This window comes from Virgibacillus sp. 7505, assembly GCF_002272135.1.
Lineage (GTDB): Bacteria > Bacillota > Bacilli > Bacillales > Amphibacillaceae > Terribacillus.
On sequence record NZ_NPBF01000033.1, the window covers coordinates 100,386 to 127,132 of the forward strand.

Genomic DNA, 26,747 nt, shown 5'->3' on the forward strand with positions numbered 1-26,747 from the left:
TACGCCTATTTTCATGCCTGGATATAAGCCGCACGTCGATCGACGAGTGCTTGACTAGCATGGTCGAGATTACGGACATCCACCTGAATGCCATATTCCCTATATTTCAGCACTAGCTTGTCCAATGCTCCTACTGCTGAATCATCCCACAATCTCGCTTCCTGAAAATCCAAGATGATTTGCTGCGTATCCTCCCGTTTCGGATCAAATGAAGCTAGAAAGTCGGTTACCGAAACGAAGAACAGCTGTCCTTTGACCATATAGACTTTCTGTCCTTCTTGCTTCGTGCCTTTGACATCCACTTTTGATATCTTGGCTGCAAAGAACACTGCGCTCATCAGTACTCCGATAATGACACCGACAGACAGGTTGTGCGTCCACAGCACAGCTGCAACTGTCACAATCATGACTGCAGCATCCGTCAGAGGCATCCGATGCAGGTTGCGCACCGATGACCAGTCAAACGTTCCGATACTCACCATGAACATGACCGCAACAAGTGCTCCCATCGGGATTTGGACCAAAACATCGTTGAAGACGATTATAAGCAGCATTAGAAACGCACCAGCAATAAAGGTAGACAGACGGGTCCGTCCGCCAGCTTTAACATTGATGACAGATTGTCCGATCATGGCACAGCCAGCCATCCCACCGAAAAATCCGGCAGCAATATTGGCAATCCCCTGGCCGCGCGCTTCACGATTTTTATTACTGTTTGTATCTGTATAGTCATCCAGCAACTGTGCCGTCAGAAATGTCTCCATCAGACCAACGATGGCTAAAGCAATAGCATATGGAAAAATGATTTGCAGTGTTTCCATATTGAACGGAACATCCGGTATGAAGAAGGAAGGCAGTGCCTGCTTCAGCTCACCCATATCACCGACTGTTTTTGTCGAACTATGCGTTAGCGCTGCAATTATGGTCATAACGACAATCGCAACAAGCGGAGATGGGATAGCTTTCACAAAACGCGGCAGCACATAAATAATCACTAGTGCACCAGCCACGAAAGCGTAGATTTGCCATGACTCGCCCTCGAAATGAACGAGCTGCGCGATGAAAATCAATATTGCCAAACTGTTGACGAAACCAATCATGACTGGTCTTGGAATAAATATCATCAACCTCGCTACTTTAAAGATACCGAAGAAAATTTGAATCACTCCGGTCAATATGGTTGTAGCGAAGAGATACTGCAACCCATGATCAGCGACAAGACTTCCCATTACCAGTGCCATCGCACCAGTGGCAGCAGATATCATCGCTGGCCGTCCGCCTGCAAACGCGATGACAACGGCAATACAGAAGGAAGCATATAATCCGACCATCGGATCAACGCCTGCAATAATAGAAAAAGCAATCGCTTCCGGTATAAGTGCTAAGGCTACTAAAACTCCTGATAATACATCCTTCGGTACATTAGAAAGCCACGCTTCTTTTATAGTTGTAATCATGTACGACATAAACTCCTATCTCTTAACAATACAGCAGGTTATTATACCATATTCTCTAGAACTGTTGCAGCAGTGTATACCAGTAATCAAAACTGGACATATTGTATAAAAAAAGCAGCAGGTGAACAATGATGAAACATGTCAAAGCCATACTTCTGAAAGGGATATTCGCCTTCGCGATCCTTTATCTTTTCGCAGGTTTAATCTATCAATTATCCTTTACCAAGGTATTCCAGCTTACGATGATCCTCACTGTAATAGGCTATTTGATCGACATGCTATTACTGCCCAGCAAAGCAAATAAGACAACAGGATGGCTTGATTGTATATTCTTCACCATTGTCAGCTGGATGCTTATTGTCCTAGCGACTGATGGTCCTGTACATCCATTGGTAAGCGCGATACCAGCAAGCTTGATTCTTGCATGGTTGGACGGGACGTTTTTGCATGCTTACGTACGGAAATATGTGATTCGAAATGGCAAAGATCAATATTATAATGTCATTTTCCTGGATCAGTTTCGTGCAAAAATTGCTGGGGATCTGCCGATAAGAGGTCCTCATAAGGATTCCTGAAGCCAATGCATAAGAAAACCCGTGGAGATAACTCCACGGGTTTTTCTTATGCTTTTGGATCCCATTTGATGATGATACCGCATTCGGTTAGACCGCCGCCGAATCCGTATAGCAGCATTGTATCGCCATCTTTGACTTTGTTTTCCTGTAAAGCGAAATCAAATGCAAGCGGAATTGTCGCAGAAGATGTATTACCTGCATATGCCATGCTTGTCAGTGTTTTTTCGACTGGATAATCCAAACGATCACAGATAGATTCTACCATTCGCATATTGGCGCTATGCGGGATGAACCAATCTATATCATCGAGTGACATATTTGCTTCTTCAACTAGTTTCTTAACGCCCTTTGGCACACCGGAAACGGCCCATTTGTAAACTTCGCGTCCGTTTTGAACCAACTTCCCTGGGTTAGTAAGCTCTTCACCGTTCAGTTTTGTGGACAGACCAGTTTGGTAAAGATGACGTCCGCCTTCACCTTTAGTTCCCATATGGAAACCAAAGAAGCCCGGATTTTCTGCATCATACTCGACTAATGCAGCACCTGCACCGTCACCAAATAGAATACAGCTCGTACGATCCGTATAGTCGGTGATTTTGGACAAAGTTTCTCCGCCCAAAACAAGTACTTTCTTATGCAAACCAGATGAAACCAATCCGTTTGCCATATGCAGCCCGTAAACAAAGCCTGCACATGCGCCTCCCAAATCGAGTGCACCTGTGTTTTTCAATCCAAGTCTTGCTTGCAGCTGACTGGATACACTAGGGAATTTGTATTCACCTGTAACCGTAGCTACCAGAATCAAGTCCACATCATCCAATGACTTGTTGAAGTTCTTTGCAAGGTTTCTTGCAGCATTTTCACATAGATCTGTTACATACTCATCTTCAGCAGCGATTCTTCTTTCTTTGATTCCAGTTCGCTGTACAATCCATTCATCGGATGTATCGACCATTTTTTCAAAATCTGCATTGGTCAATACCTTTTCCGGGATATATGTTCCAATTGCTGTTATGCGTGCTTTGGATTCCATATTATCTGCCTCCTTCACATCTGCCTCCATTATACCATCTAGTTTTAATACCTGGTACTAAAAAGAGAAATTTAATTACCTTTTTTCTCGGCATGGGAAGCTAACAGCTCTAAAACAGCATCGTCCATCGGCGGGTTATGCAAGCCGGCACGCACGTCCCGGTAATGCTGCTCAAAAGCTTGCGTCTTGGAGAGCCCTCGGCCGCCAGCAATCCGCATTGCCAAGTCGACTACTTTAGCTGCAGCTTTTGTTGCATTCACTTTAACTGCTGCAAGCTCTGGTCCCATCATTTGCCGCTTCTCAGGATAGCTATCCCACAAGCTGGCAACATGATACATAAAATGTCTTGCTTGCATTAGCTCCAAGTCCATTTCACCTATCTTCTCCCGGATATGAGGCACACTGATAATCGGTTTATCCAATGTGTTTGGCTGAAACGTTTTAGCAAATGAAACAGCTTCATCACGTGCACTTTTGGCAATACCTAAGTAACACGCTGGAATATGCAGTAATGATCCCTTCGGTCCGGCTTTCTTCCGGGTCTTTTCTACATAGCAATCTACTGGGACTCTTACTTCTTCAAGAATTAGATCATCACTGCCAGTTGCACGCATTCCCATCGGGTTCCAAGTCTTTTCGACACGCACCCCGTTTATTTCCCTGGCAATTAAAAAGCTTCCGATCGTCTTATCTTCTTCTACATAAGCAGTCACTAAATAGTAATCCAGGTCAGCTGCCATGGATGTGAATGTCTTGCGGCCAGTTAGTATATAATCATTACCTTCCCGCACAGCTTTCGTTTCAGGCATCCCCCCTCTTGTGGGACTTCCTGTTTTCGGTTCAGATGCTGCGCGATTGACAATTTTACGCTCCTGCACAACTTCTTCCAGAAACTTTTCGAACATACCCTTTGGCCAATCTGCATTTTCGCATAAGTCCTGCATGGTACTCAAGTGCCACCCTATGGATAGGGCAGCTGCTCCATCGCCGGCGGCAACTATCTCCTGAGCCATTAAGAAATCATGCAGATTTGCTCCGTCTCCTCCTTGAGCTTTAGGTACAGTCAGCAGTGTATACGCTGACGTCCGCAAGGCCTCCACCACTTGTGGCGCCAGCTGTGCCTGTTCATCACCAATCTGTTTGTATTTCTTGGCCACCTCTGCTACTTGCTTCGCTTTAGTAAGAATATGTTCTTCCTTTGCAATAATCATGCCGAACCTCCTCTTTTATCTCCTCTATTTTAGTGAAAAGAAAAAAAGAATACAAAAAAACCCGCTCAAGAGAGCGGGTTTTATGTGTTACATACTCATACCCATGTGCATGTGACCGGAAGTCATCAGCCAGTATGTGCCGACGATGATAACGATAGCGATGAAGAATCCGAAAAGCGTATTCCCGGAAATCAAACCGCCGTCTTCTCCTTCAGTCATGTGCATGAACATAACGAGCTGCAAGGCAGCCTGAATCACAGCGAAAATCAAAATAATGATGAAGATCGTTGTTGATGACCAGTCTGTCCATAGCGCTGTTGCGAAGGCTACAAGTGTCAACGCGATTGAGATCAAAAATCCGATGATGTGCTTCCAAGGGAAATGTCCTTTTTTCGTTTGTTGACTCATATTAATTCACCATCCCCATCAAGTAAACGCATGTGAAGATAAAGATCCACACAACATCTAAGAAGTGCCAATAGAGACTAGAGATAAAGACCTTTGATGCCGTTTTTGGTGTAAGTCCTCTTCTTGCTAGTTGGATCAGAAGAAGAATGATCCAGCCGATACCGATCGATACGTGCAGACCGTGTGTACCAAGCAGGATAAAGAACATAGACCAGTGTGCACTAGTTCCTAGTGTAACACCTTCGTGTACATAATGTACGAATTCGTATAGCTCATAGCCGATAAACCCTGCACCTAGGATAAGTGTAATGATCATCCAGCCAATAACACCTTTTACATTGTTCGCACGCATTTCGTGAATCGCGAGTCCGCAAGTGAAGCTACTTGTAAGAAGCAGCATTGTCATAATCATGACTAGGCCAGCTTCGAACATCTCGATGGATGTTGGTCCGTCGCCTACACGTGATTGTAACGCGAAATAAGACGCGAATAGTGTTGAGAACAAAGCGATCTCTGCACCAAGGAAGGTCCAGAAACCGGTGATGTTTAACCGGCCGGCTTCTGATTGGTATTCCAATGGCGCGTTGGGGTTCACATTGTGATCATGTGCCATTTCTTCACAACCTCCTTTATTTATTCGCTTTCGCTTCTGTTTCTTTTATTTCTTCCACGCTGACATAGTAACCATCATTGTAATCGAATGAACGTATAATCATTGTGATGAAGATACCGACAGCACCTACGATTCCAACCCAGTACCATTGGAATACAAGTCCGAAGGCTGCCATACCCATCAATACTGACATGATTGCCGGTATAGAAGAGTTGCTAGGCATGTGAATCGGTTTATAATCCGTGATCTTCTGTTGATCAAGACCTTTTTCCTTCATATCCCAGTAAGGATCAAGACCTGTCACTTCAGGAAGAACAGCGAAGTTGTAATGCGGTGGAATAGACGAAGTTGTTGCCCATTCCAAGTTACGTCCAAGACCCCAAGCATCACCAGTTTTCTCTCTTGGTGAATATCTCCAGCTATAGTAGATATTGTATACGAAGATGATGAATGCAAGACCCATCATGAATGCTCCGATAGTGGAGATCATGTTCAATCCTGTCCAGCCATCTTCTGGCAAATAAGTGGAAATACGTCTTGGCATGCCGTCCAACCCTAAGAAATACTGAGGGAAGAAACATACGTTGAAGCCGATAACGAAAATCCAGAATGCCCATTTACCGATTTTTTCGTTCAATTTATGACCGAACATTTTCGGATACCAATAAATCAAACCTGCGAAACAAGCAAATACAGTACCCGAGATCAGCACATAGTGGAAGTGAGATACTAGGAAGTACGTATTGTGATACTGATAGTCAGCTGCTGCCATCGCAAGCATTACCCCTGTAACCCCACCGATAACGAAGTTCGGGATGAAAGCAAGGGACCAAAGCATCGGAGTCGTAAAGGTAATACGCCCTCGATACATCGTGAATAACCAGTTGAATATCTTAACCCCGGTCGGGATAGAGATAGCCATTGTTGTAATAGAGAAGAAACTATTCGCTTCAGCACTATTACCCATTGTGAAGAAGTGGTGAACCCATACAAGGAAGCTCAATACAGAAATCGTCACAATGGACACAACCATCGCTTTGTATGCGAATAGCTGTTTTCTTGCAAATGTCGAGATGATCTCAGAGAAGATCCCGAACGCAGGAAGAATAACGATATATACCTCAGGGTGACCCCATACCCAGAATAGGTTGACCCAAAGCATTGGGTTACCATCACCTTGCAAGGTGAAGAGTACGGAACCGAATAAACGGTCAAATGTCTGCATAGCCAATGCAACTGTAAGCACTGGGAATGCAAAGATGATGATCAGCATTGTGATCAATGATGTCCAAGTGAACATGGACATTTTCATTAGTGTCATACCTTTCGTACGCATCTTAAGGATGGTAACGAAGAAGTTGATACCTGTCATCAATGTACCGATACCAGCAATCTGGATTGCTAGCAAGTAGTAGTTCTGACCAGGGCCTGGGCTGAATTCATTCGTCGCAAGCGGCGTATAACCAGTCCAACCGGCATCAGGTGAACCACCGATGATGAAGGAAATATTGAATAGAGCCATACCGACAAAGAATGTCCAGAAGCTCAAGTTGTTCAAGTACGGGAATGCAACGTCACGTGCACCGATTTGCAACGGTACAATATAGTTGATCAAACCGATCAAGAATGGCATTGCCATGAAAAGGATCATGATAACACCGTGTGTCGAGAATACCTCGTTATAATGCTGCGGATCCAGGAATTCCATCCCTGGCTTCGCAAGCTGCGTACGGATCATCAAACCATCGATACCGCCGCGGAAAAGCATTAATAGGGCACTAAGGATATACATGATACCCAGTTTCTTATGGTCAACGGAAGTCAGCCATTCTTTCCATAGCCAACTCCATTTTTTAAAGTAAGTAAGGGCAGCTACAACGGCGATTCCACCGAGCAAGATGCTGATCTGTGCGCCCAGAATCAATGGATCGCCGGTAATGATAAACTCATTCCATTTTAAGTCCAAAACTCTTCCCCCTCTCTCTGTTACTCATGACCCGCATGTGCATGTTCTTCAGAGTCCATGTCTTCATCCGAGTTGTCTACAGTATTGTCTTGCTGATAGTACGGAATTTCGTCTTCACGCAAGAGATTTTGAGATTTGTCTTTCGCATGCGGATTCTTCGGCTCATAGCCTAAGCGATCCCATGCTTCCAATGTGTAGTCCGCATTTTTTGAATGGTCAATCCATTGCAAGTGCGTACCATTGAATTCAGCTGTTCCGTCCTCATAAACACCAGGAATCAGAAGATTGTCATACTTGTATTGTGTCAGTTCTGGAGCGGAGTTTTGTACGTCTTCCACCCACTGTTGGTAATCAGCTTCTTCATCGGCGTAAACTTTGAATCGTTGTTCGTTGAAGCCTTCACCTGTGAAGTTAGCGTTTCGTCCATCGTACGTGCCAACGTGGTCTGCTTGCAGATAAAGAGTTGTCTGCATGCCTGCCATGTTATATTTCTGACCGCCCAGGCTTGGTATCCATAGAGCAGCCATGGAATCGGCAGATGTCAATTTGAATTCCACCGGACGGTGAATCGGAATATGCAGATAGTTCACTGTTTCGATGTCTTCTTCTGGATAAGTAAATACCCATTTCCAGTTGATGGATGTTGCATGTACTACTAGAGGGTCTTCTTGCGCTGCTTCAGCCGTCTTAGGCTGAGGCGCTTCCTCTAGTGAATAGATCGTTCTGACAGTAGGGACAGCCAAAATTACTACGATGATAATCGGGATGATCGTCCAGATAGTCTCGAGCAGCATGCTGCCGTGTAGTTCAGGGCTGTACTTGTCGTGATCCTTTCTTTCTCTGTACTTGACAAGGATAATCGTCAAAAGTACGAATACAACCGCAACGATTGTAAGCATAAAGATGATTGATAGAATAATAAGGTCACTCTGCTGACTTGCCACTGGTCCTTTCGGATCAAGCACTTCCGGTGTAGAACAGCCGGCGAGCATTAGCGGCAGGGCAAGGAACAATAGAAGACTTAAGGGTTTCAATTTTTTAAGCATGCGCCTGCTTCCCTTCCTTTCTTTACCTGAATTCACGAAAACGCTTGTTTTCCCTCTGCATAGGAAAACAACCATATCCGCTATAATAGGGTTTTGATAAGTATTTCACAATGAAACTTCCGCATTCCCGCAGGAGTGGCAGAAACTCAGCTGGAAACACACAATCACACTGTCGAATAGACAGTGTCTGACAACAATCCAGAAACTAGTGTAATACAAAGCAGCCAAAAAGACCAGACTTGCCTGGTAAGTAAACAGTTCATTTTTCATTCTAACACCGGCAAAAAGAGAGAATAAGAATAAGTAGTGAACAAAATTTGAACGTTTCATGTAAATCTGCAACTATTTCTGGTTTACCAGCCATTATCTGGTTTTGCTGTAATACACCGTATTGCGAACAGTCTTACCATCTACATGCAGGCTGTCAGAATAATGTATCCCCTCCAGCTTATAGCCGAGCCGTTCCGGAACAGCCCAGCTTGCACTGTTTTCTTCATCGCATAGTATCTGAACCCGCCGGACACCAAGCTCTGTAAAGGCATACTCCGTTTGAGCTTCAACGGCTTCCGTCATAAATCCCTGTCCCGTATGACGTGTGTCCATCCAATATCCGATCTCTACTTTTGGAACATCCCAATCTATCCCGTGAAAACCGCTGGATGCAATGAATTCTCCAGTATCCTTACGGAAAATGAGCATGCGCAGATTGGTCCGATTGATCCAATTTGCGACCGCCTGCCGGATATTTTCCTCCGTTTCTTCCGGAGTCGGCAGTTCCTGCGCAAATGGCATCCAGAGCTGCAGCTCCGGCAGAGATGCTTTGATAGCTTCGTTCATAGCTTTGCCATCACCGATTTTAGGCTGCCTGATGATAAGACGCTCTGTCTCAATAGTAGTCTTGAAATCTCTTAATATTGGATTCATCGCTGCTCCCCCTCCTAGAAATTTATTCTAGTATGAAGGAAGGTGTTGGACCTTGCAATACTATTCAGGCTGCTTCTGGTTGCTTTTTCTCTTCTCGATAAGATATTGCGGATAATAGAATTCCAATGATAGAAATACCGGCTCCGATAACAGAAAGCCATGTATAGCCGAGATTTGCATCCAGCACAAGTCCGCCTATATAAGCACCGCCAGCATTCGCCAGATTGAATGCTGACACACTTGCTGCTGCTGCAATTGTCGGGCCCTCTTTTGCTGCCATCACGATTTTTGACTGCAATAAAGGGGTTGTTCCAAAAGCACCGGCACCAAACAGGCCAATAATTAAAACAGCAGTGACCGCATATGGTGTTGCCAGCGGGAATAATAGGAGAATGGCCGTCAGCGTTGCAAATACATAGATTAACGTTCTAGTCACATTACCAGCAGCTAGACGCGGCGTTGAAAAATTACCAATTACGCTCCCCATTCCGAAAAAGAAGAGACTGATCATGATTCCGATGCCTCCAAAGCCAGTAACCGACCGCAGCAGCGGTTCAATGAACGTGTAGGCGGTAAATACACCTGAGTAGCCAAAGATGATGATAGCTATCGTCAGCAGCACCTGTTTATGTTTGAATACACTAAGCTCCTGCTTGATACGCGGCGTTTCTGCCGGCTTTGTATTCGGTGCACAAATAAGCAGCCCGATTAATCCTAACACTCCCAGAACTGCAATTAGCCAGAATACGAGACGCCATTCTATCAGTGAGCCAAGATAAGCGCCGAATGGGACACCGATCATGATGGCTATAGTAAGTCCGCCATTGACGGCGGCAATCGCCTGAACACGTTTACGCGGTTCCACAAGGTCACTTGCCATGACAAAAGCGAGCGCGAAAAATGGACCGTGCATAAAAGCGGAAGCGACACGCGAAACAAGCAGCACTGTAAAATTCGGTGCTGTCGCGCTAATAATATTACTGATGATGAAGATCAGCATAAACAGAAGCAGCATCGGCTTCCTTGGCAATTTGACAGATAAGGTTGTCATAAGCGGACCGAATATTGCCACACCAAGTGCATACATGCTGACAACAAGACCCGCTGATGCAATTGTCACACCGAGATCCGACGCGATATGGGTAAGTACGCCAGTGACAACATATTCCGTTGTTCCGATGGAAAAAGCGCAAACCATCAAGACGGCAATCACTGTCGTAGGTTTAAATTGTCTGCCTGCTAGAGACATGTTAACTCCTCCTTTTTTCTGACATAATATCCGCTAACGATACAACAGAAAAGCCCTCTATTCAAACCATAACCCGGTCATTTAACAAAAAATTTATAGGAAGCGCATCCAAATAATTTAACAGGTTTTAACGCTTTGCAGGAGGGGTAATTTCAAGAGGTAAATAGTATTTAAAAGCTAGGAGGGCAATCGAAGCTGGATAAAAAAAGCGACCCGCTGGCCGCTTTTAGAATTACTTCGTGAAGTTTTGTTGTATATCCTGTGTAATAGCAGTCACTTCCTGCATACTTGCTGCATTCTGTTCTGCGACAGATACGATGCTATTGATACTGTCAGTTACCCCGCGGGTGTTATCAAGAACCTCATACATAGCTGCTGAAATCGCTTCGATTTGATTGCTCGTTATGGTGATCTCTGCTTGCAGTTGTTCAAACGTGCTTTGGGTCGTTGTGATCTTATCAGATCCGGCAACAACTGCTTCCTTTCCTGCACCAAGAGCATCGACAGCTTCCTTTGATTCTGTCTGGATGGCTTGGAATACACCTGTTATGTCCGTTACAGCAACACGGACTTGATCGGAAAGCTTGCGCACTTCATCTGCCACCACTGCGAATCCGCGACCCTGGTCACCTGCACGTGCCGCCTCTATGGCAGCATTCAGCGCAAGCAAGTTCGTCTGTTCGGCAATATCCTTGATTGCCTGGAGCAATGCACTGATTTGATCTGTCTTCCCATTCAAGCCGATTACTTTTTCATAGGAGAATGTAATTTTGCTTGTTATCGTGTCCATATGATTGACGGAATCATCCATATGAGATGCACCTTCTTTAGTCAATGCATCCATCTCACCAGCAACCTGCTTGGCTTCTTCCCCTTTTAACGCCACCATCATGACATTCTCAGCGAACTTCTGCATTGTTCCAGCTAACTCAGCTGAAGCATGGGATTGATTCTCTGAACCGATTGTAACTTCTTCTAAAGCGGTTACAATTTGATTCAGCGCTTCACCTGTCTGTTCCAGCTTATCAGATGCCGAATCTCTTTCTGGTTCTATATCCGGCTCAACCGTCGCTGCTGTCTCCTGTGGAAATGGAATCTCTGCGGCAGCTTCAGCTGCTGTTTCTTCTGTTTCTTTATTGGATAGCAAAACATTAGTAAAGCTTCCCCCTGCCAAAACAAGTCCGATTATTAGATTAACCCACCATTCAAACAAGAAAACCCTTTCATTTTGCAGAAACAGCAAAATCGCATAAAGATATGCTGCACTCAACACACTAATGGCATGTCTTTTTTTCATCATAAATCCCCCTTCCTCTCTTTTTTATTTATCGGCTAATTTGTGCCGTTCATGAACCTTTTTCTACAATTTCTGCCTGATAAAGCCTTTTTACTTCCCACATGCTATACTACAAGCTGACTAAAGGAGGCTGCTGCTATGCAAGAACTATTGGAAGAAGCAACAGAATTCATCCAGATAAGCTATCAAGAACTCGGGAAATCAGATAAAGAAATACAACAGCGCCTGTCCGAGATCGAAAATGAAATAAACCAAAACTCTACATATAACCATACGGCTGAAGAGCTTGAGCACGGAGCTAGAATGGCATGGCGGAATTCGAACCGCTGTATCGGCCGCTTGTTCTGGAATGGCCTTCATGTAAATGATGCACGGGAAGCAACGAATGCAGAGGAGATACTGGAGAAGCTATTCAATCATATTGAACAAGCTACAAATGATGGAATAGTAAAGCCGATGATCACTATCTTCTCACCGGATGCTAATATCCGGATTTGGAATCATCAATTACTTCGGTATGCTGGGTACGAGTCAGAGCATGGCATAATCGGTGACCCTGCTTCTGTACGTTTCACCAATGTTTGCAGAAACTTCGGCTGGGAAGGAAAAGGAACGATGCACGACATTCTTCCGCTCGTCGTACAAGTGGGTGACCAACCTCCTGTACTTCAAGAAATACCTGCAGATATAGTGAAGGAGGTCCAAATCGAGCATGAGGAGTATCCTAAACTAGCTGATTTAGATATACGCTGGTATGCAGTTCCGATCATATCAGATATGAAATTGGAAATCGGCGGTATAACCTATCACGCAGCACCTTTTAACGGCTGGTATATGGGAACCGAAATCGGTGCACGGAACCTGGCCGATGAGGACCGCTACCATATGCTGCCGAAAGTCGCAGAGGTTCTTGAACTTGATCAAAGCAAGGCATCTACACTTTGGAAGGATCGCGCATTGGTTGAATTGAATATCGCTGTGCTTCAATCTTTCCAAAAATCCGGTGTTACGATTGTCGATCATCACACTGCTGCTAAGCAATTCGCCCATTTCGAGAAGCAGGAGCAAAAAGCTGGACGTGATTTGACAGGTATGTGGAGCTGGCTCATTCCTCCAATGTCACCTGCAGCAACTCATATCTTCCATAAACCTTATAAGAATGAAATCATCAAGCCAAATTACTTCCATCAAGAAGATATGTATTAAAAAAGCGCAAATGCATCTCAGCATCTGCGCTTTTTTTCTTTCTTAATTTAATGCATCGGATACTTCTTTCACTTTTTCCATTTCAGACTCTAGTCCGCCACCAGATAGATACCAATAATCCGGACTTAAGTAAGTGATGTGGTTTTCCTTGGCTGCATTTGTACCATTAACTAATTCATTGTCCAATACTTTTTCAGCTGAAGATGAACCGCCTTCAACGACAGCGCCTCGATCCACTACAAACAAATAATCAGGATTCTTCTCAGAAATATATTCAAAGCCGATGGACTGACCATGCGTAGAAGATTCGATTGTATCATCCACTGCAGGCACTCCGTAAACATCATGGATGACTCCGAAACGGGAAGCTTTGCCGTATGCACTAACACTGCCGTCATTCACGAGTGTGATCAATGCTTTTTCATCCATGCTTTCTGTTTTCGTCTTCAGATCAGCAATAGCATCATCAATTTCACCCAGCGCTGTTTCCGCTTCTGTTTCCTTACCTACGATTTGTGCAATCGTCTCTGTGTTTTTCTTGAATGAGTTCATATAATCTGTCGTATCAACGCCGATGTAAATAGTCGGTGCTAGCTCACTAAGCTGTTCATAATAGTCGCTTTGACGGCCAGAGATAAAAATGACATCCGGCTGCATTTCAGCAATTTTTTCTAAATCCGGCTCTTTCAGACCGCCGACATTTTCATAGTCATTACTGCTGTATTTGGAAAGATAATCAGGAAGATTTTCTTGTGGTACACCAGCTACATCGACACCGAGTTTATCCAATGTGTCTAATGCGCCCATATCAAACGCAACAATCTTCTCTGGATTTTTTGCCACTTCTGTTTTACCCAGCTCATGCTCGATTGTAAGCTTCTCTTCTTCTTTATCTGCACCGCTTGCACTATCGGAGTTGCTTCCGCATGCTGCTAGCAGAAGTACGAATAATAGACCTGTCATCAATAATGTGAGTTTCTTCATTTTATCTTATCTCCTTTTTCTGTTTGATGTATGACATGCTGGCCAAGAAAGGCAGTTAGCTTCATAACGGCATCACCCCTTTAACCTGTACGGGTTTTAGAAATAGACACATATACGATTACAGCTGATATTATGGACGTCGATATCCAAATCATAGATGGATTTCAGAACGTCAGATTGGATAATATCTTCAGTAGGACCTTCTGCTACAATCTGGCCATCCTTCATTGCCACGATCCGATCTGAATAAACAGAAGCAAAATTGATATCATGAATAACAAGCAATATCGTTTTGCCAAAGTCCTCCACCAGCTTCCGAAGCAGTTTCATCATCTGTACAGCATGTTTCATATCGAGGTTATTAAGCGGTTCATCAAGCAGGATATAATCTGTATCCTGCGCCAGTACCATAGCAATGAATGCCCGCTGCTTCTGACCGCCGCTGAGCTCGTTCAAATATTTATCTTCCATTTCCTCCAAATCCACGTATGCAATAGCTTCACTAACCTTTTGTTCGTCTTCGGCAGTAAGACGCCCGCTGGAGTAAGGAAATCGGCCAAAGCTTACTAACTCACGGACAGTCAGTCTCATCTGGACGACATTGGACTGACGCAGAATGGCGATTGTCTTCGCCAAATCCTTACTCTTTTGTTTATGAACGTCTTTCCCGTCAAGATAGACAATACCATCATCCTGTTTTAACAAGCGGCTCACCATGGAAAGCAAGGTACTCTTCCCTGCACCGTTTGGCCCGATGAAGCTAGTGATCGCACCGCGTTTGACCTCTATGGAAACATCCTGAATGACTTTCTTGGATCCGAAATACTTGGAAAGCTTTTCTGCAACGATCATATCTTCTTACTCTCCTTTACTAATAAATAAATGAAGTAAATACCACCGACGAAATTGATGATGACACTGATTGGTGTTGAGAAGGAGAAGATCCTTTCGACAACTAATTGTCCGCCGAGCAATGCAATCACGCTGAGCAGACTCGCAGCAATCAGCAGGTACGTATGCCGGAACGTCTGGAGGAATTCCCGTGCCAGATTGGCAGTCAGCAATCCTAGGAAAGTGATAGGTCCAACTAATGCAGTCGACACGGCAACAAGTACTGCAATGACCAAGAACATCCGTTTGACGATTTTCTCATACGGCACACCTAGATTCACTGCATGGTCGCGACCGATGGACATGACATCAAAGTAGTGACGATAACGGAAGATGTATATACAAAGCACTATAATAATTACTGCTGAAATGAGCAGTAGATCCGTGTTTACATCCGTGAAGCTTGCGAACATGCTGTCCTGAATCAGAAGAAACTCATTCGGATCGATAATCATCTGCATGAAAGAGGACAAGCTGCTGAAAAATGTCCCCAGTACCAACCCGACAAGGAGCAGCAGAAACAGATTACTTTGTCCCTTGCGGAACAGCAGCTGATAAAGCCCGAAAGCGAAACCGACCATCAACAGGATAGTAAGGAAGAAATACGCATCACTCTGCAGGATCACAAATGTTCCAGAACCGAATAGGAAGACCACGATGGTTTGAATGAACATATAAACACTATCCAGTCCCATGATGCTTGGCGTTAGGATTCTATTATGCGTAATGGTCTGGAACACGACAGTCGAAACACCAATCGAAACAGCACATAAGATCATAGCCAGGATTTTTTCCAGCCGCGTGCGCAGCAGGTACTCCATTGCTTGGAAGTTCATATGGATGAAAAGGTACAAGCCAGCCAATGACAAGGCGACAATAATCAGTAAGATGATTTTTCGTTTAAGCATAGGCGTTTCTCCTTAACAGCATATAAAGGAAGATACCTGTGCCAATGACGCCAACCATGAGACCTACCGAGATTTCATATGGATAGATGATTAAACGTCCTGCTATATCACATATGAGCAGGAATGCTGCACCAAGCACACCTGTATGCCAGATACTGTTCTTTAAATTGTCGCCCCTGTACATACTGACGATATTCGGTACGATCAAACCGAGAAACGGAATGACGCCGACCGTCAAAATGACAACTGCAGTTATGATTGCGACAATAATCAATCCTACATTCACGACATATTTGTAAGGAAGACCGAGATTCGTTGCGAAGTCTTCTCCCATGCCAGCGACTGTGAACATATTGGCAAACAGAAAAGCGATGATCAGTAGCGGTACACTTATGTAAAGAAGCTCATAGCGTCCTTCCATGATCAAAGAAAAGTCTCCTTGAAGCCATGAGGACATATTTTGAACCAAGTCAAACTTTAAAGCAAAAAATGTTGCGATCGAACTGACCACATTCCCCAGCATAATTCCAACCAGCGGTATAAAAATTGTATCCTTCTGCTTCAGCCTCTGTAGAATTCCCATGAAGAGCAATGTGCCAAATAAAGCAAAAGCAGCAGCGATACACATCTTCCATATCGGGCTGGCATCGGTGAAGAACAGCAAGGAAACAAGAATCCCCAATCTTGCCCAATCCATCGTCCCAGCAGTTGTTGGAGATACGAACTTATTTTGGGTAAGCTGCTGCATGATAAGCCCGCATATGCTGAGACTTACTCCAGCCATGACAATGCTGAGCATCCGCGGCAGCCGGCTGATCATAACGATATTCCAGGATTCCTCATCCATCTTCCACAATGCAGAAAATGACACGTTTTCCACCCCGACAAACAGGGAACAAACAGCTAATAGAACAGTAATAACAACTAAGTAAATCAACTTCATAAGCGTCAAACCTCTTCAGCAGCATCAATGATACTGATATTCATTATCAATTAGATTCTAGCTTTAGTATAGTAAATGGAAAAAGACTCGTCAATAGGAGTTTTGGACTGACAAAGAAATATAACAATATTCAACCTACATAAGGAGTGTATCTATGCTTCCGCTTTTAAAGAAAGAAGACATCAGCACCTCAAATCAACAGCTTCCTAATTGGGCTCTTGATGCCTATAAGCCTTTTGCTGAAACAGTCACTAAACGAGATTTCCCCTGCTACTTCGGAATTGCGGCTCAAAAGAAAGGTGACTTGCGATATGGCTTCGTACCACACAACAACTGGGATGACGCGCTCAAGATTATCAATGAATTCACAAAACTGATGCATACGCAGGAAAAAGCTGTGCGCCGGGGTTTGTTCCTTTTCTTTGAGCCTGAAGAAACGGAACAAGATCTCGAATATTACCGCGATTACTTCTGGCGCTTCCTTCAGCGGCTGCATGAAGTGGACGACATACCGTGGCCAGCAGAACGCCCGCGGGATCCGGATCATTTCCTCTTTGACTATCATATTGGCGGTGAGGCTTACTTCCTTTTTGGTAATGCGCCAGCATATAAGCAGCGTATCACACGCGACCTGGGTCCATCCCTTGTCATTGGACTGCAGCCACGCAGTATCTTCGACGGGCTGGAAGGAGACAAGCCCGCGGGGACAAAATCACGGGGTTCCGTCCGGGATCGGGTAGAAAAATGGGACAAGCTCCCGAAACATCCGGATATCGGTCATTTTGGTGATCATAGTCATCATGAATGGAAGCAATATTTCATTGGAGATGATGCGGAGCCAATACAAGGAGGTTGTCCTTTCCATCATAGGGAACTGAAGTATACATAAACTTCCTTCCGGTAGCGGATACTACCTTATATCTGCTTCGAAAGGAGGTCTACTATGCCAAACCCGGACAACCGTGCAGACAATGCCGAACGGATTGAGGATACAATCCAGCATACCCTGCAGAATGTGCATCAAACAGAGGACTTCGTCAAAGCGAACAGTGAGCATTTGACGGATGAAGAAATCTCATTTTTGAAAGAGAAGAACGAGCGACGCGCTGCAAGCGTAGATAGTCTTCGTCACGAGTTAAAAGAAGAAGCAAATTACCAACAGAATAAGAATAAATAAGAAGGTCCGCCAAGTGGCGGACCTTCTGTTTAATGCGTTTGATTCATTGGAGCTGAATCGTAACTTTGCATCATGGCAGCCATATCGCTTGGCTGTAATTGTGCCACCTGATAATAATGGTGTTTGTTTTGATACAAGAAGATTTCGTAGCTCATTTCGATCAAATTCGGTACCGAATCAGCAACAATCCTTCTTAAGACAGGGTTAGTGATTTCACAAGCACCACGTGTGCTCATGGTAGCAAGACTCTTTGTTTGCGTGAGCATATAAGTGGAAACACATTCGTCCGTTAGTTCGTTAACGGATGCAATCGGCTTTTTAGGCTGGGAAGGCTTTATTCCATATACAACATCATTTCCTTGCTGCATGCTGTAAGAAGTGGTTGGAACTGTTGGATCCTGGCCAGTCTTAAATGTTTCCACCATCGTGTTATACGTTTGAGTAAGGAAATCACCTTGGCGCTGAGCAACCGTCTTTAGTTCTGGATCTTGAATGAACTGGTCAAAAATTTTATATTGATCGATCACACTGATCATCCCAGTAAGGATTTCATGTGTATCAAAAATTTCATGACCACCATGGTTTTGCTTGCCATGCAAAGTTGTCGGCTGATTCATCTGTGCAGTCTGCATCTGATTTTCCAATGTGATAACCCCCTATAAAATATCGTGCCTTGTTAGTATGCTGTATCATACGAGGACTTATGACCGGTTATTTATGCCTTTTAGCGACACGCGCATCTGCTTTATCGGAACGTGCCTGTGCTTCCAAATCATCGATATCCGCTTCCTCCTGCGAAAAGGAGATATCTCTCCCATCTCCATCAAGATCGGTATAACGCATGTAATATTCTTCCAATGATTTATCCTTGTCGTTCACGGCTTTTCCTCCTTAACGATGCTTCAGATTTTCTTCCGCCATCCGTACAAGTTCACGGACCATATTACCGCCAATGCTGCCGCCTGTTTTGCCATTGTCTCTGCTCGTTCTATTCCCTAAATCATCAGCATGCTCTGTCTGGTATGACTGGTTGGCGGCATCCTGAATGATTTTATGTTTCAACTGATCAAGACCTTCCCGCGCCTCAGGCACGAGTATTTTATTGCGCCTTGTCATCGATAATGACCAAGCGTATGTGCATCACCGGTCTCGCCCTCATAGTCGGCGCGCACGTGCTTCTTGTTTGGATCCTGTTCATCCCTATTGGCTGTAAGCCCTTCCTCCATGCCTGGCTGATACGTATCGTCAATCCAGATACCGCCATCCACACGATTCTTCTTCATGATGCTTCTCCTCCTTTCTGCATTAGTTTCTGTCTTAAGCGTCATAATATGAAAGGCACTTCTAGCCAAAAAAAAGACCCCTGTACAAGACAGGGATCAATTGTTGATGATCAAGAAGATTACGATCACAATCGCCAAAGCTATGCGGTAATAGGCGAAAGGAACAAGTTTATACTTGGAAATGATTTTTAAGAATGTCCGGATAGCAATCAGGGCGAAGATAAACGCACTGATGAATCCGACGATGAAGAATGGAATCACGTCAGGTGTGAAAGCGTGCAAGTGATTGCGCAGTGAGACAAGACTCGCACCGGCCATGATAGGTACTGCCATGATGAAAGTGAAGTCAGATGCAACGCGGTGATTCAATCCAAGAATGACACCACCGGAAATTGTTGCTCCGGAACGGGAAAAACCAGGCCATAAAGAGATACACTGGAATAACCCAATCAGAAAAGCTTTCTTATACGTAAGACCATCCAAAGAATCGATTGTTTCTGTCTTTTTAGACGATACTTTATCTGCAAAGATCATGAAGAAAGCCCCCACGACTAGTGCTACGATAACGTACCATACGGAAAACAGATACTCATCAATCAGATCATCAAACAATAGTCCAAGGATCCCTGCCGGCAGCAAGCCAACAATAACGATTCCTAGGTTGAACTTGTTTTGTTTTCCTGGCATCGACTCTGTTTTCCCCTGCAGCTTGCGAATACCAAGGATCTGCATGAACTTGTCCCAAAACACAATAACAGAAGCCAAAATACTGCCAAGCTGAATGACGATAATGAAAGTATTTGCTACTTCATCGTTGAACAATTCGTGTATCTTCAGCCACATATCATCGACGATGATCAAGTGGCCTGTAGATGAAACTGGGGCAAACTCTGTCAACCCTTCGACCAGCCCCATGATCAAGGCCGAAAAGAACTCAATGATACTCATGCCTCTACTCCTCTAGCTACTTTTTTTCTTTTTATTCCGTCTGATGAACCAAATGACGAACAATACGATAAGGATCGCCAGTACTACGATGACGACATCCTGGTAATAACCAAGATATGTTTCCACTGTTGTCCAGGATTCACCTAGCCATAGACCGAGCAATACTAATACTGTATTCCAAATGAGTGTTCCTAATGTCGTGAAAATGAGGAAGAGCGGGAAATTCATATTGGACATCCCAGCCGGTATGGAAATCAAACTCCGAATCACAGGTACAAATCGGCAAAGGAATATTGTCCATACGCCATACTTATCGAACCAAGCATCCGCTTTATGTATGTCTTCTTTTTTTATTCGCAAAATATGTCCCCAGCGGTCCACGATTTTCTCCAGACGTTCTACATCCAAGAGAAGCCCGATGCCATAAAGGATAATAGCTCCAATAACGGCACCGATTGTCGCCGCGATAATAACACCAACTGCTGTGACACTATCAGAGGTGGTTGTCAGGAAGCCGCCGAACAGCAGGATGATCTCTGAGGGGATCGGCGGAAATACGTTTTCGCCTGCCATCAGCAATACGATCGCAAAGTAACCGAATTGTTCCATAAACTGCGTTATCCAATTATCCATTTTACAACTCCAAACGTAAATTATTTACCAAATCATTATAGCATCCTGCACTCGAAAAGGTGGAATTTTTTACGGATAATTAACATTCTAGCAGACAGCACCCAAGAGGTTAATAGAAACAGAGACTTAGTTTTCATTGGGCTGAAGTCCTAGGTTCACATTGTCGCACCTTTAACCATATTTGTGATATAGTCTATAGAAGAAAAATGATTAATGTAGTAAGGGGGAATACGATGAAAATCGTGACAATCGAGCCTACCCCGAGTCCATATTCGATGAAAATCGTGGTGGATGACATGCTGCCAATGGGCAGCAGTTACGATTACAAACGAGAAGCTCAATCGTCTGCTGATCCAGACTACATCCAAGCTTTATTCAAAATAGAAGGTGTCAAAGGGATTTATCGTGTAGCAGACTTCCTAGCCCTGGAACGGAGTCCGAAAACAGCTTGGGAGACGATACTTCCTGCTGTACGGGAAGCATTCGGAGAAAAAAGCCAGGATACGACTGCAGAAGCTGGCATCCAAGAGCCGCATTACGGACAAGTAGATGTCCAGATTCAGACGATTTATGGTGTTCCGATGCAAATCAAGCTGCTTTTTGATGAACAAGAGAAGCGGATCGGGCTTCCTGCTCTGTTTACGGAAGCAGCAATGGAAGCCGCCGGGGATGACAATATTGTATTTGCCCGTAAATGGGAAGAACAGTACCCCCGATACGGTGATCCAAATCAGGTAGGACAGGATATATATGAAGAATTGCTCGCAAGCTATAGTTCAGAAAGGCTGCAAGAACTCGTAGCACGTGCCAGGAATCCCCAAGCTCCGCCGGTAATGCGAGAACAGCCTACAATGGATGTGTGGGATGAAGATGATTGGCGTGTACGTTATCGTGCCCTTGATGCGTTGGAGCCTGAAAAAGAGCATCTTTCTTTCCTGGATAAAGCTCTGCAAGACCCGAAAGCCTCCATTCGCCGGCTGGCAACTGCTTATCTCGGTATGATAGAGGATAAGGCTGTCTTGCCGTTGTTATACCGTGCTTTGCAGGATAAGGTAGTAACAGTCAGACGCACAGCTGGTGACTGCCTATCCGATCTTGGGTTTAAAGAAGCAACACCGGCGATGGAAGCAACACTTGCCGATCCGAGTCGGATAGTCAGGTGGCGGGCTGCAATGTTTCTATATGAACTTGGGGATAGCGAAAGCCTGCCGATGCTTGAAAAAGCAGCAAGACAGGAAACTGAATTCGAAGTGAAGCTGCAGCTGAACATGGCCATCGAGAGGATTGCCGGAGGCGAAGCAGCAAAAGGCTCCGTCTGGAAACAAATGACGGAAGCAGCCAAACAAAAGGAGGAATAGGAAAATGAACGCATACGAAGAATATATGCGCGGCATCGTCCAGCCCATGCGGGATGAGCTGACACAAGCAGGATTCCAGGAACTGACTGACGCTGAGCAGGTTGAAAACTATGTAGAACAGACAAAAGGCAGTACGCTGGTAGTTGTCAATTCTGTTTGCGGCTGTGCGGCAGGTCTTGCACGACCAGCAGTCCGCGAATCCTTACAGAACGCTAAAAAACCAGATCATCTTGTAACAGTATTTGCAGGACAGGATAAAGAGGCTACAGAAAAGATGCGGGAATACTTCACAGATCAACCGCCATCCTCCCCTTCTGTCGCATTGATGCAGGACGGTAAACTGGTTCATTTCATCCCTCGTGAACAAATCGAAGGATATGACGTGGAAGAAATCGTGGAAAATCTTACAACCGCTTATAACAACCATTTGTAAAGAGCTGCTATTGCAGCTTTTTTTTGTTTGTAATGAATACCATTATGCGTCTCTCCTGCTCAACTTTCTTCAATTCCGGATTATGTACTTCCTCTCGCACTTGTCCACCTAACTGGCATGCTGATGTCTGCCTGTTATCTCTCACATCATTTCATTCCAGGATTCTCAGCAGCTGTTATATAGGACTGTATATTGCCCAAGGTGCATTCTCTTCTTTTAATCGTTTTCAGAAGGGAAATATGTATGCATACCTCATCATCTTGCTTGCCTGCACTTCACTTTTAACAAATACAACTGATACTCTATGTCCTTATATCAGGTATAGCGCATATCATGCTGCTCGGAGGAGAATTATATGACTTTCATCCTGGCTCTGTTTCGCTTATCATGCTTATCAATTTCACAGGCGGATTGGTAGTAAGCGCAGTGATCAATCTCAGTTTCTATCACTACTTGAGAAAAGACGACAGAAGCCGAGTGCAGCTGGAGGAAGAAAAACGTAACTTCAAGACCCTGTTCTTTGCCAATCCGCAGCCAGTAGTACTTATTGATTTACATACTAAAAATATTATTCTGTACAATAAACAAGCTGGACACTTTTTTGGTATAAGTCAACAAACAGTCAGCAGCTTTTTCCTCTCCTCCTTCTTACCTGATCAAAAAGAGCAGGAAATACTGCTAGGACTACTAAAGAACGAAGTGAAAATCGAGAATTATATCACCATAATCTGGTACATCATGCAACCTGGATGATGCTGAATTTTGAGCTGCTCAGTTATAATAAAAAGATGCACTTTTAATCAGCGTGACGGATGTGACGAGCTTCAAAAGGATTGAAATGGAACTGTAGGAGCATGCCAGCCGTGATGCCCTAACTGGATTATTCAACCGCCGTGCGGGCATTCAATTTATCGAGGATTTGCTCCAACAGGGGGAAACATCCCTTCTGCCTCTGTTTCGTAGACGTGAATAACCTGAAACATGTAAATGACAAAATCGAGCTCTATGAAGGGGATCAGCTTGTCCAACTGATTGCCTCCACTATAGCATCAACCTTAACTGGAGATGGATGTCTTTTCCGACATGGCGGCGACGAATTCATTATTCTGCTGCCTAAAAAAGTTTGTCCTCAGGCAGAGGAATTCCTAAAAAAACTGCAGGACAAATTAACCTATTTAGATGGAGATAAGATAAAACGATACCCGATCGCAGCAAGCTTCGGAATCCATGACTATGCCCAGGCTCTACGCTGACTGATTCAGAAATGATAGATATTACTGATCAGGAAATGTGCAAAACCAAACAACAGCACAAAGAAGCCCAATTCCAATAATTGGGCTTCTTTGTATATTGAAAACCCTTTCATATTTTGATAGACTTAATTTATCGAAGGAGGAGGGGTGCCAATGTGGAAAACAAACTTATTAATCAGCGGCAGCATAGTAGGATGTGCTTTAGTCACATGGGTTGCTTCTTTATAAAATTTATTGAAAACGGTATCATCTATATTAGAGGGTAAACTGGCTTTCAGGCTGGTCTACCCTTTTTCTAATTATCCTTATAATAACTTTATAATTATTATAAATAAGTATTGATTTTTAATAAAAAGATGTTACTATGTTTATAGATTTACAAACACTACATACTCTGAGGTGATTTTCTTGGCAGATAAAAAACTTACTACTAGCTGGGGTGCTCCAGTTGGAGATAACCAGAATTCCCAAACTGCTGGATCACGTGGACCTACACTGATCCAGGATGTGCATCTTCTTGAAAAACTAGCACACTTTAACCGTGAACGTGTTCCTGAACGCGTTGTACACGCAAAAGGTGCCGGTGCACATGGTTACTTTGAAGTCACTAATGATGTTTCCAAATATACAAAAGCAAACTTCCTTTCTGAAGTAGGCAAAAAAACAGATATGTTCATCCGTTTCTCTACTGTAGCTGGTGAGCTTGGTTCTGCTGACACAGTACGTGACCCTCGCGGTTTCGCTGTTAAGTTTTATACAGAAGAAGGCAACTATGATCTAGTCGGTAACAATACACCTGTATTCTTCATCCGAGATGCAATCAAGTTCCCTGACTTTATCCATACTCAAAAAAGACATCCGCAAACACATTTGAAAAACCCTGACGCGGTTTGGGATTTCTGGTCTCTTTCTCCTGAGAGCCTGCACCAGGTTACGATTCTTATGTCTGACCGCGGAATTCCGGCAACATTGCGCAATATGCACGGTTTCGGTTCCCACACATTCAAATGGGTGAACGAACAAGGCGAAGGCGTTTGGGTGAAATATCACTTCAAGACGCAGCAAGGTGTTAAAAACATGGATCCGGCCGTTGCAGCAAAAGTTGCTGGTGAGCATCCAGATTATCATACAGAAGATTTATTCAACGCAATCGAAAATGGCGATTTCCCTGAATGGAAGCTTTATGTTCAAATCATGCCGCTTGAAGATGCGAACACATACCGCTTTGATCCATTCGATGTAACAAAAGTATGGTCCCAAAAGGATTACCCGCTAATCGAAGTCGGCCGCATGGTATTGAACCGCAACCCAGAGAACTACTTCGCTGAAGTAGAACAAGCTACGTTCTCTCCAGGAACTCTTGTACCTGGTATCGAAGTATCTCCTGACAAGATGCTTCAAGGTCGTCTGTTCGCTTATCATGATGCACACCGTTATCGTGTAGGTGCTAATCACCAAGCACTTCCAATCAACCGTGCGCGTAACGAAGTGAACAACTATCAGCGTGATGGACAAATGCGTTTCGATAACAATGGCGGAAGCGGCGTTTACTATGAGCCGAACAGCTTCAATGGTCCGAAAGAAGATCCAGCAAGCAAGATGGCACCATTCGAAGTATCCGGACAAGCTGACAGTGTTGGTTACGATGAAAACGACCACTACACACAGCCTGGAGATCTTTACCGTCTTATGACTGATGATGAAAAAGCTCGTCTTGTACAGAACTTTGTTGATGCAATGAAGCCAGTTACAAGAAAAGACATTCTAGAACGCCAAGTAGGTCATATCTACAAAGCAGATAAAGAATGGGGCCAGCGCGTCGCTGACGGTCTAGGCATTGCACTTCCACAAGAAGTTTAATCCTAAAAGATAAAACAAAGGATAGATGAACAATTATGTTCATCTATCCTTTTTCTTTTGTGTTACGCCTTATTCGATTCGGCTATGGATTTACATTAAACACCAAAAAAGTACACCACTCTACAGTGATGTACTTTTCCTCATTTATCAGGAGCATCTCCTATGATTCGCACTTCCCGGTGAAGACTTACACCGAACTGCTCTTTGACTGTCTCCTGGACGTGTTTAATAAGATTGATATAATCTGATGCTGTACCGTTGGCTACATTCACCATGAAGCCTGCATGCTTACCTGATACCTCTACACCGCCGATTCGAGTCAACTGCAGCCCTGCATCCATGATCAGCTTACCGGCAAAGTGACCTGGAGGGCGCTGGAAGACACTGCCGCATGATGGATATTCCAGCGGCTGCTTCGACTCACGAAGGTATGTTAGTTCATCCATTTTCGCTTTAATCGCTGTTTGGTCACCATCTTCCAATACGAATGTTGCTTCCACAGCGATGTAATTATTCTTCTGCAGAATGCTGGTACGGTAACTAAGCTCTAATTCTTCACTTGTCATCACCTTACGCTCACCAGTATCAGTTATGACCACTACTTGCTCCAGAACATCCTTGACTTCTCCGCCATACGCACCAGCATTCATATACAATGCCCCGCCGATGGAACCAGGAATGCCACAAGCGAATTCTAATCCAGTCAAACTCGCATCCAGCGCAATTCTGGACACATCGATTATCGCTGCACCTGATTGCGCTGTGATCCTGTTTCCCTCTACCTTCACTTCATCGAGTTTCGTCAGTATCATGACCACTCCGCGCAATCCGCCATCCTGAATGATCACATTCGATGCATTACCGAGGATTGTCAGCGGCACTCCATTTTCTTTTGTATAAGCAACAACCTGTTCAATTTCTGTGTAACTTCTCGGGAAAACAAGTACATCCGCTTTTCCGCCCACTTTTGTATACGTATAATCCGCAAGCGGTGCTTCTATAAGTACATCTGTAGCCTCTAAAAATTGCTTTATGTCTCTCTCCAATGCATTCACATTCATCATATAATCCCTCATTACTGTATTAGCCGC

The 26,747-nt window shown here is 44.2% G+C and carries 30 protein-coding genes; 9 read left to right on the forward strand and 21 right to left on the reverse strand.

The window, feature by feature from the left end:
* Nucleotides 1-11: 11 nt before the first annotated feature.
* On the reverse strand, nucleotides 12-1,457 hold the full coding sequence (locus tag CHH91_RS15580) for a SulP family inorganic anion transporter (protein WP_095224361.1): 1,446 nt from the start codon (nucleotides 1,455-1,457) through the stop codon (nucleotides 12-14).
* A 128-nt stretch (nucleotides 1,458-1,585) separates the two neighbouring features.
* On the opposite strand from CHH91_RS15580, the gene CHH91_RS15585 reads away from it, so the two are divergent.
* Nucleotides 1,586-2,032, forward strand: coding sequence for a DUF2512 family protein (locus CHH91_RS15585; RefSeq protein WP_095224362.1), 447 nt, complete (start codon nucleotides 1,586-1,588; stop codon nucleotides 2,030-2,032).
* Nucleotides 2,033-2,078: 46 nt separating this feature from the next.
* On the opposite strand, the gene CHH91_RS15590 is transcribed toward CHH91_RS15585, so the two are convergent.
* From CHH91_RS15590 to CHH91_RS15630, 9 genes are all read right to left on the reverse strand, one after another.
* Complete coding sequence (locus CHH91_RS15590; RefSeq protein ID WP_095224363.1) at nucleotides 2,079-3,065, reverse strand: ketoacyl-ACP synthase III; 987 nt, start codon at nucleotides 3,063-3,065, stop codon at nucleotides 2,079-2,081.
* Nucleotides 3,066-3,136: 71 nt separating this feature from the next.
* A complete protein-coding gene (locus tag CHH91_RS15595; protein ID WP_095224364.1) occupies nucleotides 3,137-4,276 on the reverse strand; it encodes an acyl-CoA dehydrogenase family protein in 1,140 nt (379 codons plus the stop codon).
* An 87-nt stretch (nucleotides 4,277-4,363) separates the two neighbouring features.
* Nucleotides 4,364-4,684: a cytochrome aa3 quinol oxidase subunit IV gene (gene qoxD, locus CHH91_RS15600; protein ID WP_038564835.1), complete on the reverse strand. Its 321-nt coding sequence runs from the start codon at nucleotides 4,682-4,684 to the stop codon at nucleotides 4,364-4,366.
* 1 nt (nucleotide 4,685) lies between these two features.
* The gene (gene qoxC, locus CHH91_RS15605; protein ID WP_095218366.1) at nucleotides 4,686-5,297 is read right to left on the reverse strand and encodes a cytochrome aa3 quinol oxidase subunit III; all 612 of its coding nucleotides are present in this window, start codon (nucleotides 5,295-5,297) and stop codon (nucleotides 4,686-4,688) included.
* A gap of 16 nt (nucleotides 5,298-5,313) precedes the next feature.
* A complete protein-coding gene (qoxB, locus tag CHH91_RS15610) occupies nucleotides 5,314-7,263 on the reverse strand; it encodes a cytochrome aa3 quinol oxidase subunit I (RefSeq protein WP_095224365.1) in 1,950 nt (649 codons plus the stop codon).
* Between the two features lie 20 nt (nucleotides 7,264-7,283).
* On the reverse strand, nucleotides 7,284-8,309 hold the full coding sequence (gene qoxA, locus CHH91_RS15615; protein ID WP_095224366.1) for a cytochrome aa3 quinol oxidase subunit II: 1,026 nt from the start codon (nucleotides 8,307-8,309) through the stop codon (nucleotides 7,284-7,286).
* 363 nt (nucleotides 8,310-8,672) lie between these two features.
* Nucleotides 8,673-9,233 (reverse strand): GNAT family N-acetyltransferase, encoded by a 561-nt coding sequence (locus CHH91_RS15620; protein ID WP_095224367.1) that lies wholly within the window; start codon nucleotides 9,231-9,233, stop codon nucleotides 8,673-8,675.
* Nucleotides 9,234-9,297: 64 nt separating this feature from the next.
* Nucleotides 9,298-10,482 carry an MFS transporter gene (locus CHH91_RS15625; RefSeq protein WP_095224368.1) on the reverse strand — a complete coding sequence of 395 codons (1,185 nt, stop codon included), beginning with the start codon at nucleotides 10,480-10,482 and terminating at the stop codon, nucleotides 9,298-9,300.
* Nucleotides 10,483-10,714: 232 nt separating this feature from the next.
* Nucleotides 10,715-11,779 (reverse strand): methyl-accepting chemotaxis protein, encoded by a 1,065-nt coding sequence (locus tag CHH91_RS15630; protein WP_176465815.1) that lies wholly within the window; start codon nucleotides 11,777-11,779, stop codon nucleotides 10,715-10,717.
* Nucleotides 11,780-11,917: 138 nt separating this feature from the next.
* On the opposite strand from CHH91_RS15630, the gene CHH91_RS15635 reads away from it, so the two are divergent.
* A complete protein-coding gene (locus tag CHH91_RS15635; protein ID WP_095224370.1) occupies nucleotides 11,918-12,985 on the forward strand; it encodes a nitric oxide synthase oxygenase in 1,068 nt (355 codons plus the stop codon).
* A gap of 42 nt (nucleotides 12,986-13,027) precedes the next feature.
* Here CHH91_RS15635 and CHH91_RS15640 read toward each other — a convergent pair whose 3' ends face one another.
* The 4 genes from CHH91_RS15640 to CHH91_RS15655 form a co-directional block, all read right to left on the reverse strand.
* On the reverse strand, nucleotides 13,028-13,969 hold the full coding sequence (locus CHH91_RS15640; protein WP_095224371.1) for a siderophore ABC transporter substrate-binding protein: 942 nt from the start codon (nucleotides 13,967-13,969) through the stop codon (nucleotides 13,028-13,030).
* 96 nt (nucleotides 13,970-14,065) lie between these two features.
* Nucleotides 14,066-14,821, reverse strand: coding sequence for an iron ABC transporter ATP-binding protein (locus CHH91_RS15645; protein ID WP_095224372.1), 756 nt, complete (start codon nucleotides 14,819-14,821; stop codon nucleotides 14,066-14,068).
* Nucleotides 14,818-15,768 (reverse strand): iron chelate uptake ABC transporter family permease subunit, encoded by a 951-nt coding sequence (locus CHH91_RS15650; protein ID WP_095224373.1) that lies wholly within the window; start codon nucleotides 15,766-15,768, stop codon nucleotides 14,818-14,820. Before CHH91_RS15650 ends, CHH91_RS15645 begins: the two co-directional genes overlap by 4 nt.
* Nucleotides 15,761-16,711 carry an ABC transporter permease gene (locus tag CHH91_RS15655; RefSeq protein ID WP_095224374.1) on the reverse strand — a complete coding sequence of 317 codons (951 nt, stop codon included), beginning with the start codon at nucleotides 16,709-16,711 and terminating at the stop codon, nucleotides 15,761-15,763. The genes CHH91_RS15650 and CHH91_RS15655 overlap by 8 nt, the downstream gene beginning before the upstream one ends.
* A gap of 154 nt (nucleotides 16,712-16,865) precedes the next feature.
* On the opposite strand from CHH91_RS15655, the gene CHH91_RS15660 reads away from it, so the two are divergent.
* Nucleotides 16,866-17,600: a YqcI/YcgG family protein gene (locus CHH91_RS15660; RefSeq protein WP_095224375.1), complete on the forward strand. Its 735-nt coding sequence runs from the start codon at nucleotides 16,866-16,868 to the stop codon at nucleotides 17,598-17,600.
* Between the two features lie 54 nt (nucleotides 17,601-17,654).
* On the forward strand, nucleotides 17,655-17,888 hold the full coding sequence (gene tlp / locus CHH91_RS15665; RefSeq protein ID WP_095224376.1) for a small acid-soluble spore protein Tlp: 234 nt from the start codon (nucleotides 17,655-17,657) through the stop codon (nucleotides 17,886-17,888).
* 29 nt (nucleotides 17,889-17,917) lie between these two features.
* Here tlp and CHH91_RS15670 read toward each other — a convergent pair whose 3' ends face one another.
* The 6 genes from CHH91_RS15670 to CHH91_RS15690 all read right to left on the reverse strand — a co-directional run bounded on the left by CHH91_RS15670 (nucleotide 17,918) and on the right by CHH91_RS15690 (nucleotide 20,752).
* Complete coding sequence (locus tag CHH91_RS15670; protein ID WP_353615330.1) at nucleotides 17,918-18,532, reverse strand: spore coat protein; 615 nt, start codon at nucleotides 18,530-18,532, stop codon at nucleotides 17,918-17,920.
* Nucleotides 18,533-18,599: 67 nt separating this feature from the next.
* Nucleotides 18,600-18,767, reverse strand: a complete 168-nt coding sequence (locus CHH91_RS15675; RefSeq protein ID WP_353615331.1) for a YfhD family protein — start codon at nucleotides 18,765-18,767, stop codon at nucleotides 18,600-18,602.
* A gap of 12 nt (nucleotides 18,768-18,779) precedes the next feature.
* Complete coding sequence (locus CHH91_RS15680) at nucleotides 18,780-19,004, reverse strand: alpha/beta-type small acid-soluble spore protein (RefSeq protein WP_095224377.1); 225 nt, start codon at nucleotides 19,002-19,004, stop codon at nucleotides 18,780-18,782.
* A complete protein-coding gene (locus tag CHH91_RS20645) occupies nucleotides 19,001-19,171 on the reverse strand; it encodes a hypothetical protein (protein ID WP_176465816.1) in 171 nt (56 codons plus the stop codon). Before CHH91_RS20645 ends, CHH91_RS15680 begins: the two co-directional genes overlap by 4 nt.
* 96 nt (nucleotides 19,172-19,267) lie before the next feature.
* Nucleotides 19,268-20,119 (reverse strand): undecaprenyl-diphosphate phosphatase, encoded by an 852-nt coding sequence (locus tag CHH91_RS15685; RefSeq protein ID WP_095224378.1) that lies wholly within the window; start codon nucleotides 20,117-20,119, stop codon nucleotides 19,268-19,270.
* A 12-nt stretch (nucleotides 20,120-20,131) separates the two neighbouring features.
* Entirely contained in the window at nucleotides 20,132-20,752 is a 621-nt protein-coding gene (locus CHH91_RS15690; protein WP_095224379.1) for a DedA family protein, read from the reverse strand.
* A 233-nt stretch (nucleotides 20,753-20,985) separates the two neighbouring features.
* Between CHH91_RS15690 and CHH91_RS15695 the strand changes: the two genes are divergently transcribed.
* The 5 genes from CHH91_RS15695 (at nucleotide 20,986) to katA (ending at nucleotide 25,656) form a co-directional block, all read left to right on the forward strand.
* Complete coding sequence (locus CHH91_RS15695; protein ID WP_095224380.1) at nucleotides 20,986-22,110, forward strand: conserved virulence factor C family protein; 1,125 nt, start codon at nucleotides 20,986-20,988, stop codon at nucleotides 22,108-22,110.
* Nucleotides 22,111-22,114: 4 nt separating this feature from the next.
* Nucleotides 22,115-22,543, forward strand: coding sequence for a BrxA/BrxB family bacilliredoxin (locus CHH91_RS15700; RefSeq protein WP_095224381.1), 429 nt, complete (start codon nucleotides 22,115-22,117; stop codon nucleotides 22,541-22,543).
* 333 nt (nucleotides 22,544-22,876) lie between these two features.
* Nucleotides 22,877-23,296 carry a hypothetical protein gene (locus tag CHH91_RS15705; protein WP_095224382.1) on the forward strand — a complete coding sequence of 140 codons (420 nt, stop codon included), beginning with the start codon at nucleotides 22,877-22,879 and terminating at the stop codon, nucleotides 23,294-23,296.
* A 140-nt stretch (nucleotides 23,297-23,436) separates the two neighbouring features.
* The gene (locus CHH91_RS15710; RefSeq protein WP_176465817.1) at nucleotides 23,437-23,796 is read left to right on the forward strand and encodes a GGDEF domain-containing protein; all 360 of its coding nucleotides are present in this window, start codon (nucleotides 23,437-23,439) and stop codon (nucleotides 23,794-23,796) included.
* A gap of 408 nt (nucleotides 23,797-24,204) precedes the next feature.
* A complete protein-coding gene (gene katA, locus CHH91_RS15715; RefSeq protein WP_095224384.1) occupies nucleotides 24,205-25,656 on the forward strand; it encodes a catalase KatA in 1,452 nt (483 codons plus the stop codon).
* 140 nt (nucleotides 25,657-25,796) lie between these two features.
* On the opposite strand, the gene murB is transcribed toward katA, so the two are convergent.
* The gene (gene murB, locus CHH91_RS15720; protein ID WP_411260284.1) at nucleotides 25,797-26,717 is read right to left on the reverse strand and encodes a UDP-N-acetylmuramate dehydrogenase; all 921 of its coding nucleotides are present in this window, start codon (nucleotides 26,715-26,717) and stop codon (nucleotides 25,797-25,799) included.
* Nucleotides 26,718-26,747: the final 30 nt, after the last annotated feature.